The organism is Paenibacillus rhizoplanae (assembly GCF_042684125.1).
Classification (GTDB): Bacteria; Bacillota; Bacilli; order Paenibacillales; family Paenibacillaceae; genus Paenibacillus_AQ; species Paenibacillus_AQ rhizoplanae.
Genome location: NZ_JBHUKY010000046.1, coordinates 1 through 13,530, shown reverse-complemented (window position 1 = coordinate 13,530; position 13,530 = coordinate 1). Strand labels below are relative to the sequence as shown.

Genomic DNA, 13,530 nt, shown 5'->3' with positions numbered 1-13,530 from the left:
TCCTCCAATAACGGGAGAATCGCTGCTCTGCTCACTTTTTGTAGCATTAAGAATGAAGAGAACTCTCTTCCGCCGTAGAAAATCTACTTTTGGGACAGCCCCTTGTGTTGGTATTCCAGCAAGTTGCCGCTCTTATTCTCCCTTATAGGCCTTACGCAGCTCCGCAAGCTCGAACTTCTTCATCTGCAGAAAAGCCTTCGTCACACGCGCCAGCTGCTCCGGTGTGCCCTTCTTCATCATCTCATTCATCTCCGCCGGAATAATCTGCCAGGAGATACCGAAGGCATCCTTCAGCCAGCCGCATTGCTCGGCTTCAGGAACTGCGGACAGCTTGTCCCAGTAGTAGTCAATCTCTTCCTGAGAATCGCAGGATACCATGAAGGAGACGGCTTCATTGAAGCTGAACTGATGATTATGCGCACTGTCCATGACCGTGAACCACAGATTCTCCAGCATGAAGTCCGCGAACATAATCGTTCCTTCCTGATCGGGCGCAGAGCCTGCCGGGTAGCGGGTAAGAAGCCCTTGGCGCGAGTCCTTAAATACCGACAGATAGAAGGACATCGCCTCCTCCGCCTTCCCGCATTGATCCCCCACGAACAACAAGGAGGGAATAATCGCAGGCCGCTCCTCCCCTGCCGGATTCGTTAGAATCAGCTGCCAGGACACCCCATACTTGTCCTGAATCCAGCCGTACCGCTCACTGAACGGATACTTGCCAAGCGGCATCAAGGCGGTGCCGCCTTCCGCTAACTTATCCCACACCTCATCTAATCTCTCTGCTGCATCCTTTTCCCGTGAGGGATCAAAATTCACAAAGAAAGACACCGACGGATTCAGCTTGAAATAAGGACCTCCGCTGATCGCCAAGAACGGCTGCCCCCAGACCTCAAAAGAGACCTGATCCGCATCGCCGGAAGGCGTATCATGAATCGTGTTCACACTCGTAACCTTGGACTCCGGAAACACAGTAGCGTAAAAGCGGGCGGCTTCTGCCGCCTCCTTGTCATACCATAGATGCGGAACAATTCTCTGTCTGATGCTGGCCACAACGATTCCTCCTCAGCTTCCTGTCCATTCCGATCCAGGGATAGGGCCTTTAATTTGCTTTATTATACACTACAGGGAGGCTTCTTCATTCTTTATATTGGAAAACAATGCAGGGCCTCCGCCCTAGCTCGCACAGTCTAATCCTCTGTCTCCTCTTCTTCCTCCATGTGCCCTAAATAGTGATAATAGAATTCGACCATGGCATCTCCAAAGCCCCAGCCAATTCCCTGACTACGTTCCACCAACCTTCTGCAACGGCCTACAAATATTTCTTCCAAATCATTTTTCACAATGTATTCCAACGCTTGTCTATAAATACTGGACACCGTCAGATAGAACCGCTCATCGATATCTCCGTAAGCCCGGGTGAAGTCCACCCCACACTCCACTGTGAACACCATGATCTCCGCAATTTGCTCCTTATTGGTGGAGACTTTACTGAAGTCCTTGATCGCCTGCTTGATAACAGGGTAACGCAGAACCTCTCCTCTGTCGCCAAATTGCTTCTCAATTATTTTCTTGTATTTATTCAGAATCTCTTCCTCATTTGGAGTTAACAATGATATGTAATATTCCTCAAGCATCGGTTACTGCTTCACCAGATTCATAATTTCTTCAACAAGCTCTTCCTTCGTAAATTGGTTCAGATGCTTTTTAAGTGTTGTTTTTCTTAGCTTCGGCACTGAAACACTCCTCTCTATAGCTTTCAAGGTATACTATAACAACTTTATAGTACGGATTTCATCCTCACTTAGAGCAGTCTCTCTAATTATCGCCTATATATTCGATACCATTAACTATATAAGGCTCTACATAATTAAACGCTTCTTCCAGAGTATGCACATCCCAATTCTCTTTTCTGTGCCTCCGGTTGCCAGGAATATGATGATGGTGATGAGGTTCGGTAATTACCTTGAACTCTTCAGGTGTATCCGGCAAATCATGAGGGTCGTTGCCCCAAGCTGATATATGATGCAGACTGATGCCCATCTTTGGAATGATAATTTTCCAGCTATAAGTGTATCTTCGAACATAACCAGCATCGTCGTATGATTCTAACGCATGTAAACCAGTAATGCCGTGTACAGGATGTTCTTTTAAAGGAAAAAGTACATCTAACTTATTTGTATTCCTTTTGTAATTACCATATATACCTGAATTCCCTGGAACATTAGGATAAGTCTCCAGCAAATGACCGAATTGAGCTGTAATATTAAATAGATTTGCGGGTAAGAGTTTTTTGAGAGCTAATTGCTCAATCTTACTTTGCGTCATTTGCACCTCCGCTGAGCTTCATAATTTCAGCTAATTCCTCTTCGAGGTCTAACCACCGATGGTAATCCGTTGGATCATCCATTTCATCACCATTGTAGTCTGCAAATGCTTCCTTAAACGTTTTACCTTTATATTTTAGTCGAAGCTCCATCAGCTCCAGAGCAATTTCTTTAGCCCGCTCCTCTTTTGACTGCTTACCTTTTTTCTTTTCCTGCGCAAGGATCTGCATACGTATACCATAGATAGGATCTTTAAGAAGTTCTATAGCATACTTTGGAATTTTACGATGCTTTTCCGTATCAATACAGTCTAGTCCTTGTTTAATATATTTTTGCAATGTGACCGTAGAAATATTTAAAGCAGCAGCTGCTTCAGATGGTGTCAAAAGATAGTGTTCAACAAAAACAAATTCGATTTTTTCTCCGCCTAGTTGCATGTACCAGTGTTCAAAATCTATTTTGAGTTTCCCAAAATCTAAATCAGATGCAGGAAATTTCATTTGCGAGAAGCGACTAAGCCACTTAATTAAATTGCCTTTATGTTCTTCAGAAAAGAGATAGCTGGGCGTTAAACTCAAAGTTTGCATATCCATTTTAATTGCAGCAACCTTGTCTGAAAAAGCAACCAAGAACGTTTTATAAATCATATTGAAGAGAAATTCAGTTTCCTTTTCAAGAATCCCTTCATTCTGTTCTTTATAGCCTATATTAATTTGTTGTTGGGTAAGATCGAAAAGAACTTTACTCATAAGGTTCATCTCCTTTATTCCCCCATTCTAACGCTAAATTTGCGATTGATCAATATCACTAATTATTAATTTATGATTATCGCTAACTATTTATGATAAGTTTATCTATGCCATTAACATTATGAGTATAGGGATTAGCATATAAACAACTGCAATCAATAAAAGTTTTAAATAAAAAAAGACCCCAAAGGGCCTGTTTGTAATTTTCCATATGTCATGTCCTCAATATCCCGCCGAATACTCTTTTCTCTCTTTTAAATTAACAATATCCTGGCCCGTCGGGTTCTGGAAAACGCGAAGTCCAAACAGAGGGATAATCGCAAAAATGTGATCAAAGATATCCGACTGGACGGACTCATACACACCCCAGGTAGTCTCATTGCTGAACGCATAAATTTCTAAAGGCAGTCCGCTGTCTCCTGGGGCTAACTGCCTGACAATGAGCGTCATATCCTTATGAATTTTGGGATGATTGCGCAGATATTCTTGGACATATTCCCGGAACACCCCGATATTCGTTAGCTGTCGCCCGTTCACTTTGCTCTCCCTATTGATATGATGTTCGATATTATAAGCGTGAATTTCATCTAATCTTGCCGTGACATAATCGCTAAGGTAGTGAACCTTTTGGAACTGCTCAATCATTTCTTTGGTACAAAAACATATGCTGCTTGTATCAATACAGACACTTCGTTTAATCCTTCTGCCCCCGGAGGCTTCCATCCCCCGCCAATTTTTAAAAGAGTCTGAGATCAGGGCATAGCTCGGAATCATGGTAATGGTTTTATCGAAATTCATCACCTTTACCGTATTCAGCGTAATGTCAATTACATTGCCGTCGGCATTATATTTAGGCATTTCAATCCAATCGCCTACACGAACCATATCATTAGAAGATAATTGAATGCCTGCCACGAGGCCCAATATCGAATCTTTGAACACTAACATAAGAACAGCGGATAACGCGCCCAGTCCACTAAGCAGAATCAGCGGATTCTGACCCATGAGGTTAGAAATCACCACAATCGCACCAATAATATACAGTATAATCTTCGCAACCTGAATGTAGCCTCTGATCGGCCGCATCTTGGACACTTCATACGTACGATAAATAGCATCGATGGCATCAAGCAGGGCATTAAACACCGTGATCGTTACAATAATCATATAAGCTAAGGCGAACTTTACAATGAAAGACTGATACAGCGGAAAAATTGGTGCAGCGTAATAGATGATAAAGGCCGGAGCGAGATGCGACAGCTTGTGAAACACTTTTTTCTCCAAAAAGAAATTATCCCACGTATACCGGTTGTTATTAATGATATGGATGATGATCTTCAGTACGATTTTTTTGGCAACAAGATTAGCCACTATAGAGAGTAAAGCAATACATAAAACCATAATGATGTTCGAGAGATACACAACCATCTGCTCGCTCACGCCATATCCTGCTAGGTGTTCTTGTATAAAGTCCATCATTTCCTCCTGACTGGGTGCATAGTAGCCTACAATTATAGAGGATTGTTAGGCGCTATGCAAAAATAAAAATACTTGCAACACATAATTTAGTACTGTATAGTTCTAGTCATGACAAAGGCAAAAATAATGAACCAAAAACGTGTGCTTGAAGTCGCGGCAGCCTTATTTTTAGAAAAGGGATTTGCTTATACAAGTATGGATGAATTAGTACGTGTAAGCAAAGTGTCCAAATCGAATGTGTATTATCACTTCGCGGATAAGGAGGAATTGTTAGCAGGCGTCGTGGATTATTGGATTGAAACGTATGAGCGTGCAATGGATGATATCCTTTCCCAGAACCAATTCTCCGTGGAAGAGCGTGTCCAGATGTTTTTACAGCATTTATCACAGGGCGTTCAATCCAGAGAGTATAAGGGGAGCTGTCCGTTTATTACGCTTTATATTCAAACTCCGGCACAAGCTACGCACATCAAAGAAAAAATAGGGCTCTTTTTTACAGGATTACAGATGAAAATCTCTCTATTACTTAAGCAAGGAGCAGAAAAAGGTGAGTTTAGAGATACGATTCATATTGATGAGGTAGCGGCACTTTTTATCACGAATCTGGAAGGAGCACTGTTTCTTGCAGAGACATTGAAGGATGTAACGGTGATCACGAAAACAGCCAGCCACTTTTTCAATTTGCTTCGATAAGAAGCATTTTTTTTACACGAAATTAGTACCATTCAGTACTAAAAAGGAGCGCGGATGATATGATAACCATATTTTTGACAGGTGGAACAGGTTTTATCGGGAGGCAACTCGTGGAGGAGCTTCTTAAAGAAGATGTTATGATTTTTCTTTTAGTGAGGTCGAAAAGTAAAGCAACACGTGTTTTTCAGAAAAAAGGGTTTTTAAACGAGGCAGCCCTGCACTTTATTGAAGGTGATTTGACAAAAACAGATTTAGGTTTAAGCAATGAAGATAAGGATAGGGTATTGAACACAGATGTTATTATTCACGCAGGCGGACAAATGGATATTCAAGCGACAACGCAAGAGGCAACCTCTGTATTTTTAAACGGTGCCAGGCATATCAGTGAATTCGCTAAACGTATCCACCAATTGAAGGGTTTGCAGCAATTTATTCATGTCGTTGGATATATGAGCCCTTTTGATGATAGTAATAGCAAGGTTGCGATTGATGTGTTTCAAGAAGAGCACGACTATCTGAAAATAAAAAATCCTTATGAAAGAACCAAATTTTTAGCAGATCTGTATATTCGCCAGCAGGCATCCGCAGTAGGCTATCCGCTCTCTGTGATTAATCCGCCAACCGTAGTCGGCGGCAGTACAACAGGGAGTACGGAGCAGGTAGCCGGCTTAGGCTTGCTTGTGGAGAGTATGCGAAGAGGGCTGATGCCAGTTATTCCTGGAGGCAATGGGTATAAATTACCGCTTATTTCAAACGATGCACTGGCCAAGTTCATTGTTCAGGTTGTTAAGCTGGAGCAATCGTGTATTCAAACCTATACACTTGTTCCAGACAAACAGCATAATCCGGATATATCTGAATTATTAGGCGTTATGTCAGAAAGCATGAACATCGCAGCTCCTACAATCTCTGTGCCCCTTCACTTCATGAAGGCACTTATGAAAAGCGGGATCAGTAAAATCACGCAAATTCCATCGGATGGACTAAACTTTATTACAAATAGAAGGTTTTCAAATGATTTACCGAAAAAAATCATGGGGGAAGATTGGTTTACTAAGACTAGTGTTATGAATTTTTTCCCGGCCGTAGTAGCAGATTTAGATTATCGCTTGATGTACCCAAATAACCAGCATAATTATGCATTTGAACGAACCTTAAACGGAAACACGGTGATTTATCAAATACCAGGTGAGGGCAAGCCATTTATTTTATTCCACGGTTTGTTGAGTGATGGAGAGGATTTATTTCCTTTAGGGCTAGAGCTTCATGAACAAACGGGTCAACCCGTATGGATTGCGGACCTTCCAGGTTTAGGACGTTCCCCTTTTAAGCATGAGAAGAATCTTATAGATCTCTATTTGAATGTAGTTAAGGAGCTATCAGGAAAAACTGCTCATGGCGCACATTGGATTGGCCATTCCTTCGGAGCGGTTATTTTGCTGGAAGCGTTAGCGCGAGAGTACCTGGATACGAAGAATACTATCACTTTACTTCAGCCACCTGTTGCCCAAAAAAATTCTAAATCGTTCAATACTCCTCAATTGTTGAATAAATGGGCATTGAAGTTATCAACGGCTAATTCATTAGGACGTTATTTAATTGGTAATGGTCTGTTTGAAAATATAGAGAGCATTCCGAAACATTATATCGCCAAAGTACGCAGCAGCTTCACTTCGCCTAGAATTGTAAATACAACACTTCAGCTCAACCGTTTTCTGTCGAAAAACTATCCGGGGGATTTCACCAAAGTACCGAGGTCTAATCTTCATATTATTTGGGGCGATCAAGATCGGCACTATTCTGCTCCAGTACAGCTTGGTAAGATTGATGTTGTTCCCTATGGTCATCATTTTCCTCTTAACCATCCGACAGAAACGGCTTCCTATGTACTAGGGAATTAATAATACATCCATAGAAATGAAAAAAGACACCATTTAAGGTGTCTTCTACTTTACTCTATATGGAGCCGAGGGGAGTCGAACCCCTGTCCGAAGATAACGGCACATAAGCTTCTACGAGTGTAGTTACAGTTTTGATGTCACCCTAGAAGCCCCCCGTAACCGGGTCCCCTTCGGGTCAGCCTGATTATCTTCTTCAGCTCACCCCAGGCGGAGATGAGACAGCGTATTCCACTATTTGTTAGCCCCTAGCCCTGTCACATGGACGACAAAAGATAATAATTAAAATCGTGGTTTTAAATAAATAAGATACATTTTGATATATTGATTTAAATGGAAGCAAGCTATATATTTAGGTGTATCAACACTTGAAAAATTATAACTTATTTGGAGGGTATAACATGTCAGGGAAAACTTTACTGTTTAACGGGGTATCTGGTTCTGGTAAGAGTACAATAATTAAAACACTAGCTGACCCAAAATGCAAAGATGCATTGAATAGGATTTCACCTACTAATTATAGAAAGGGAACTACGTCTACAAACGTAAAATATACATTTGGAAAATTTGATACCTTGAGCATTGAGAAAGTTAAGATAAATGATTTCGAGGATGAATGGTTCGAACATAGTACTAAAATTAAAATAGAACGAACCTCAAATAACCAAGTACTTAAAATGACTGATGATAGAAAATCCTTCTTTGAAAAAATAAATTCCGAGTTTCAAAATGCCCACTATATTCGCACTAAAGACATTGATTTTGAAGACCCTATATCAAGAGAAGAAGTTGAAAATAACATTAAAGATATGAAAGTTGACGAAGTATTAAATTTAATAAATAAAAATAAAATTGATAAATACATCCTTTTGATTGAGATTAATGTGCCTATATTAAAAGATTTAGGAAATATAATCAAAAAGCATGGTCTGAATGAGTTAAGTGTGATTGATACAAAGGGAATTGGGCAGGATGATGAATCAAGAAATCTTGATTTCTCTAGTGTTGATGGGATTGTATTTATTAATGACGGCAGCAAATTGACAGATAAATATCAAAATGAAATAAAAGAAGATTTTGAAAATTATTTAAAAAGCACACCAATATTTATTTCAGTAAGACACTCTTTTGATTTACCATTCGAAAGTCTATCTGGCTTTAATAATTCCTTAATGGCGAAAGAGAATGATAAGTATTATTTAGACTGCCTAGATAAATATTGTTCTAATAATAACAACTCTCATTATAAAGATATTAAAGAAATTCTGAAAAATTGCGGGCTATATAATAATGGATTTTTAAGAAGAATTGTAGACAACTATGCTTTTAATGCTCTCCCTCAAGACTACTCAAAAGATGGTTCAATGCAGGGGATTTATGCAGAAAAAACAAATGATTTTTATATTGCTGCAGTTTTGCAAATGGTTGATCGGTGTCTTTTCGCTATTGACGAGTATAAAAAAGTATACATACAAGCTAGTGAGGTTTTAGAAACACAAGGACAAATCATTAATTCTCATTTTACAGATGTAACTACTTTCGGATGTGAGATGGTTAAGCAAATAGAAAGAGAAGATAGATTAAATGCAAAAATTTTGAGAGCCTATCCCGATCAACTAGGTAAATATAATTGGTTACAATATGCATTCTCTGATGATAATTATGAGAAAAAAAGATTAAGAATAACTCTCTTTAACATTGTAAATATGGCTATTGACTATAGCCTAGCTAGCTTAGTAGATAAAAGTATTATTACAGAAAATATAGCTGAAATTCTGTCTGTTTATTTTTCAATTGAACTAAAAAACAAAAGCTCACAAGTTAGTATGGGTTATTATAGACTTGGAATAGACAACACTGGATTAAAAAATGCATTTAATCATCTAAACACAAAAGAAAAGAAAAAAGAATACCTAAGATTTCGTTGGTATTATAATGCGATAGATGCTGTTAATAGCAAAGATCGTTGTGAAGCTTCAACCCTTTTTGAACTTTATTTAGGATTATTTAGTTCTTTGAATTTAGTGAAGTTCGATCCAAAAGTCTTAGATGAAGTAATGATAGTCTCGAACTAGCTATAATTGATAATAACATGGATATAAAAGGATTAAAAATGGATGCCTATAGGTGTCCATTTTAATCCTTTTTATGGAGCCGCGGGGAGTCAAACCCCTGTCCGAAGATAACGGCACATAAGCTTCTACGAATGTAGTAACAGTTTTGATGTCAACCTAGAAGCCCCCCGCTCTCATAAACTTCGAACTGATTTGCTCAACATGTAAACCTACATACACGAAAGATAACGAATTTAACTATGAATGGCTTAAAGTGCTTTGTTTATAAAAACCACTTTTTTTTATTGATTTCTATTAGGAATCGTAATAACTTTCTGCAGATCAAATTCCAACATATTACTTACATATTTATCAAAAAAGTCACCATCTATTCCTGTCATTTGCTTGAAAAAAGATACTTCAACCGTCCAATCCTTTTCTATCATTTGACGAATATCCATAAGTTTCCTTTTTGCCAAAAAATCAATAATGGTTTTAATTTTCATGGGATTCTGGAGTGGGATTGATTTATCCAATGGTTCAACCTTTAGATAATTTTTTCTGTGTAATGCAGCATAGAAATTACGATGATCCTTCGCTTCAAAAATACCTAGTTTATGAGCTCGATAACCTAACACTTGTAATGACACTTTCCACTTTCGTTTTAAATCTAAGTACGAATCTGGATTTGTAATAGCAATAACTTCCGTTATATCTTTAACAAATTCTTTTTCAGGCAACAAAAATGCTCCTGCAAATAAATTAGCTTCATTCTCAAAATGTTTATGTTCTTTCCTATCTAAGTTTGCAAACTCAACTCGAAAATGAAGCAATAAATGACCCAACTCATGTGCGAGATCAAAGTTTCTTCTTGCAGCGGATTGTTTTATATTTCCCAAAATAATATAAGCTCGATTTTTTTGCGTCCATAAACTGTATGCATCAATATCTTCACCAATTGCTTTTTCAAATATAAAAATGCCACTTTTTTCAATCAAATACATTAGTTCATCATTTGTGTCATGTGAAAAGCCCAACTTCTTTCGTGCTAACTGGGCCATTTTATTGATTTGAATCATCCTGTCGTCGTCTGTGCTGTTTAGATAATCTACTACTTCATCCCTTAACTGAACAATATTCAAGGTTGGAAGACTGATCTTAGCTGTAATTTGCTCTACAAATGCATCTAAAAATTCTACATGTTTTACTTCCGATTGCGTCTTTGAAAATGTATTTATGATCTTTGAACGATAAGCAATATTCATAACTTCGATATTCGATGCCACATTGTAAAGCGATACCATATCCCGAGTATAAAAATATTTACTCTTCACCTTAAATATTCTTTTTAGCTCGTTTACAATTTGTACTTTAGGGGATGTATACGAATTTTCATACTGCCAAATCGCTTGTTCTGTCACATCTAACATTTCAGAGAGCTGCTTTCTAGAATATCCATGCATGATTCGTAAATTGGTAAGATTCTCACCAATGAACATTCTTGCCCCCTCCTTACCTCTTAACTACTTAGCTAGTTGATCCTCTTCCAATATACCGATATCATAAGCTGCTGGATCCATGATTTCCTCGCCCATTTCTGGTGCTACCACTTCTCGATCCTCATTAGTTAACTCTGCACCAAATATAAAATCAGACAAGTCTTCAACTAAATATGCCACATTGTCAGTTGGATTAGGCAAATAATTTTTCACTTCAGAAATTTGATACGCCTCATCTAGCGTATATGTTAGGATATGAAATTCAGTAAACGATGATTGGAAATTTTCCAATTCCTCTTTTACTTGGTTCTCAGAAACGAAAAACGAAAGCTGTTCGTATCTTTCGGTTACTTCACCATCATCTACAACAGGTTGAAATTTTGAGAACTCCACACCTTTATTGATTTTAGACAATTCATGTAAATATGTTCGGTGAGATCCTTTATTACCTCTATTCGCTGGTAATTTAGATTGCGAAAAGCATTTTTCATTAAAATAAGTTGCATTCTTAACCAGGAAAAGAATCTTAGACTCACCATGAATGAATTGAAGATAATCCCACGTTAAGCCTGCTTTTGATTTTCTATACCTAAAACCGTAATCAACACACTCTTCTGCAATTTTGCTTTCAATGAAATTCCCTTTAGTCCAAGCAAAAGCAGAACTTATCTTCATCTTAGCTTTCCTATCCTTACGATGTTCAATGTAATCCCGATAGCCTTCAACGATAGCTTCAACAATCATTTTGTTATTCTCAGAGCTAAATTTATATTGTTCCAAATTAATCGCTCCTATTCATGATATAACAATTCTTCTTTAGTCTACTTCAAAATCGCACCAATGGAAATGATTTTTTTTGATTTTATTAAAGTTATTTCTGAATTATTGGCTATTTCTTAAATTATATATCTCCCAACTATGATCGTTCACTGTCCATCGTTACGGAGAATGCACATCCAGTCAACATCACTAGCAACTTCTCAATCTCTGTAAACATAAAGCAAGAGCGAAGTAAAACCAGAGGCGGCGTAATTTATCATGCTTCTAGCTGAAACCCAGTGTTATCAAAGCTTTTGAACCACAATTCACCCCTGATTATCCCCTGATAAAATGAAAAAAAGACCCCCGAGGGTCTCTTTTCTGATACTCCATATGGAGCCGAGGGGAGTCGAACCCCTGTCCGAAGATAACGGCACATAAGCTTCTACGAGTGTAGTTACAGTTTTGATGTCACCCTAGAAGCCCCCCGTAACCGGGTCCCCTTCGGGTCAGCCTGATTATCTTCTTCAGCTCACCCCAGGCGGAGATGAGACAGCGTATTCCACTATTTGTTAGCCCCTAGCCCTGTCACATGGACGATGCAGAGTAGAAGCACGCACACAGTTTCTTAGGCTGCGAAAGCGTAGTTGTTTTGTTGTTTGCCGTTTAATAGGCTTTAGCGTTGATGAAGCGGACGCGTCCCCACTACTCGCTACTCATGCTCGAACTATCCCCGTCGAATCCAAGAACGGCCCCTCATTAGAAAGGGCGCTTCGGATTAACGGATCAATCACAAGCACAAATGCTGATCCGGTACACAGCGATCTGACTTAAGATGGCTGTTCAGAAGCAAAAAATCTACTTACCCAGTATAGCACATTTATCAACACTTTAACACGTGGGTTAAAGGAATTGAAGGTTGAATCTGGAACCACTTCGCGCAGGTGCAGTAGTGCGTCTATCTGGCGACCTTCTGCTTGTCACGCAGCACACGCTGGATATCACGCTGTGCGTCACGCTTCGCGGCGGAATCCCGTTTGTCGTATTCCTTCTTACCTTTACCCAGACCAATCAGCAGCTTGGCATAGCCATTACGCACATAAATCTTAAGCGGCACAATGGTGAAGCCATCCCGTTTGGACGAGCCCAGCAGCTTGTGTATCTGCTCCTTATGCATAAGCAGCTTACGTGTGCGCGTAGGATCGGTAGGATTGGCGCGGTTTCCCTGTTCAAAAGGACTGATATGCATGTTGTGGATATGAATCTCGCCATTGCGGATCGTAGCGAACGCATCCCCTATGTTGGCGCGGCCATTACGCAGCGATTTGATCTCTGTTCCTGTAAGAACCAAACCAGCTTCGTAGGTGTCCTCAATAAAATAGTCATGGGAAGCTTTTTTGTTCTGGGCGAGCACTTTCCCGTCTGCTTTTTTACCCATGAGCGTCACTCCTTGAATCGAATTCCCGGCAATCCTTCACGGACACCAGGTCTATATTGTATCAAAAGCGGAGCTGCCAGCGCAAGGAAGGATCGCTCTATGCTGCGGTCATGTGAAGCCTAATTCTTATTAAAAAGCACTGTTCCCCTAAAGGAACAGTGCCTCATATCATTCAGCCTACGCCTTAGGTTTCTTCTTACGCTTACGGCGCCCGCTCTTCTCGCCAGTGTCAGCTCCTGCCTGGCCTGCGGACTCCCCGTTGCCTGGCGTTACGGAGGGGCTAATGAACACGCCGCCCTTCTTCTTGCGGCTGCCCTTGCCTTCCGGCGCTGCGCCGCGCCCATCGGCCCCCAGGTCCTCGCGGCTGCGGAACCGTGTGCTCGCGTCTACGCCGCGCAGCTCACCGCTCGCCTGCTCAGACCCGCCACCGCCCGGCGCGCCGTAGCCGCCCTTGCCCGAGCCAAAGCCGAAAGCGATGCCGCGTCCCCCGGCACCGCCACCGGCCTCCGCGCCGCGGCCTCTGCCGCCCTCGCGCGGAGCGCCAGACCCGCCAGCTTCGCCCCGGCGGTCCGCCTTCGCCCCGCCCGCTGCGCCTGCGGCGGCAAGACCGCGCCGCGCTGCCGCTTCCGGCCCGCGG

Annotated in this window: 11 protein-coding genes, 1 other RNA gene and 1 pseudogene; 3 read left to right on the top strand and 10 right to left on the bottom strand. The window is 40.6% G+C overall.

The window, feature by feature from the left end:
* Positions 1–132: 132 nt before the first annotated feature.
* From ACFSX3_RS22870 to ACFSX3_RS22850, 5 genes are all read right to left on the bottom strand, one after another.
* A complete protein-coding gene (locus ACFSX3_RS22870; protein ID WP_209994450.1) occupies positions 133–1,050 on the bottom strand; it encodes a VOC family protein in 918 nt (305 codons plus the stop codon).
* Between the two features lie 137 nt (positions 1,051–1,187).
* Positions 1,188–1,634 (bottom strand): DUF6155 family protein, encoded by a 447-nt coding sequence (locus ACFSX3_RS22865; RefSeq protein WP_379258490.1) that lies wholly within the window; start codon positions 1,632–1,634, stop codon positions 1,188–1,190.
* Between the two features lie 181 nt (positions 1,635–1,815).
* Positions 1,816–2,325, bottom strand: a complete 510-nt coding sequence (locus ACFSX3_RS22860) for a DUF6516 family protein (protein ID WP_209994452.1) — start codon at positions 2,323–2,325, stop codon at positions 1,816–1,818.
* Complete coding sequence (locus tag ACFSX3_RS22855; RefSeq protein WP_209994453.1) at positions 2,312–3,073, bottom strand: DNA-binding protein; 762 nt, start codon at positions 3,071–3,073, stop codon at positions 2,312–2,314. Before ACFSX3_RS22855 ends, ACFSX3_RS22860 begins: the two co-directional genes overlap by 14 nt.
* Positions 3,074–3,295: 222 nt before the next feature.
* Positions 3,296–4,549, bottom strand: a complete 1,254-nt coding sequence (locus tag ACFSX3_RS22850) for a mechanosensitive ion channel family protein (protein ID WP_209994495.1) — start codon at positions 4,547–4,549, stop codon at positions 3,296–3,298.
* 129 nt (positions 4,550–4,678) lie between these two features.
* Here ACFSX3_RS22850 and ACFSX3_RS22845 point away from each other — a divergent pair, with 129 nt between their 5' ends.
* The 3 genes from ACFSX3_RS22845 (at position 4,679) to ACFSX3_RS22835 (ending at position 9,218) form a co-directional block, all read left to right on the top strand.
* Entirely contained in the window at positions 4,679–5,245 is a 567-nt protein-coding gene (locus ACFSX3_RS22845) for a TetR/AcrR family transcriptional regulator (RefSeq protein ID WP_209994497.1), read from the top strand.
* Between the two features lie 59 nt (positions 5,246–5,304).
* A complete protein-coding gene (locus ACFSX3_RS22840; RefSeq protein WP_209994454.1) occupies positions 5,305–7,146 on the top strand; it encodes an alpha/beta fold hydrolase in 1,842 nt (613 codons plus the stop codon).
* Positions 7,147–7,544: 398 nt separating this feature from the next.
* Entirely contained in the window at positions 7,545–9,218 is a 1,674-nt protein-coding gene (locus ACFSX3_RS22835) for a hypothetical protein (protein ID WP_209994455.1), read from the top strand.
* Between the two features lie 281 nt (positions 9,219–9,499).
* Here the strand turns inward: ACFSX3_RS22835 and ACFSX3_RS22830 are convergent, their stop codons facing one another.
* From ACFSX3_RS22830 to ACFSX3_RS22810, 5 genes and pseudogenes are all read right to left on the bottom strand, one after another.
* Positions 9,500–10,696 (bottom strand): spr1629 family repressor/antitoxin, encoded by a 1,197-nt coding sequence (locus tag ACFSX3_RS22830; protein ID WP_209994456.1) that lies wholly within the window; start codon positions 10,694–10,696, stop codon positions 9,500–9,502.
* A 24-nt stretch (positions 10,697–10,720) separates the two neighbouring features.
* Entirely contained in the window at positions 10,721–11,476 is a 756-nt protein-coding gene (locus ACFSX3_RS22825; RefSeq protein WP_209994457.1) for a spr1630 family ClpXP-sensitive toxin, read from the bottom strand.
* A 370-nt stretch (positions 11,477–11,846) separates the two neighbouring features.
* Positions 11,847–12,211, bottom strand: a transfer-messenger RNA (tmRNA) gene (gene ssrA / locus ACFSX3_RS22820).
* A 202-nt stretch (positions 12,212–12,413) separates the two neighbouring features.
* The gene (gene smpB / locus ACFSX3_RS22815) at positions 12,414–12,893 is read right to left on the bottom strand and encodes an SsrA-binding protein SmpB (RefSeq protein WP_036690100.1); all 480 of its coding nucleotides are present in this window, start codon (positions 12,891–12,893) and stop codon (positions 12,414–12,416) included.
* Between the two features lie 177 nt (positions 12,894–13,070).
* A pseudogene (locus ACFSX3_RS22810) lies at positions 13,071–13,530 on the bottom strand (hypothetical protein); the annotation flags it as partial.

Bases quoted from the DNA above. Each gene is read 5' to 3' on its own strand.
- ACFSX3_RS22865 (WP_379258490.1), bottom strand. From the start codon at position 1,634: ATGCTTGAGGAATATTACATATCATTGTTAACTCCAAATGAGGAAGAG.
- ACFSX3_RS22860 (WP_209994452.1), bottom strand. From the start codon at position 2,325: ATGACGCAAAGTAAGATTGAGCAATTAGCTCTCAAAAAACTCTTACCC.
- ACFSX3_RS22855 (WP_209994453.1), bottom strand. From the start codon at position 3,073: ATGAGTAAAGTTCTTTTCGATCTTACCCAACAACAAATTAATATAGGC.
- ACFSX3_RS22850 (WP_209994495.1), bottom strand. From the start codon at position 4,549: ATGGACTTTATACAAGAACACCTAGCAGGATATGGCGTGAGCGAGCAG.
- ACFSX3_RS22845 (WP_209994497.1), top strand. From the start codon at position 4,679: ATGAACCAAAAACGTGTGCTTGAAGTCGCGGCAGCCTTATTTTTAGAA.
- ACFSX3_RS22840 (WP_209994454.1), top strand. From the start codon at position 5,305: ATGATAACCATATTTTTGACAGGTGGAACAGGTTTTATCGGGAGGCAA.
- ACFSX3_RS22835 (WP_209994455.1), top strand. From the start codon at position 7,545: ATGTCAGGGAAAACTTTACTGTTTAACGGGGTATCTGGTTCTGGTAAG.
- ACFSX3_RS22830 (WP_209994456.1), bottom strand. From the start codon at position 10,696: ATGTTCATTGGTGAGAATCTTACCAATTTACGAATCATGCATGGATAT.
- smpB (WP_036690100.1), bottom strand. From the start codon at position 12,893: ATGGGTAAAAAAGCAGACGGGAAAGTGCTCGCCCAGAACAAAAAAGCT.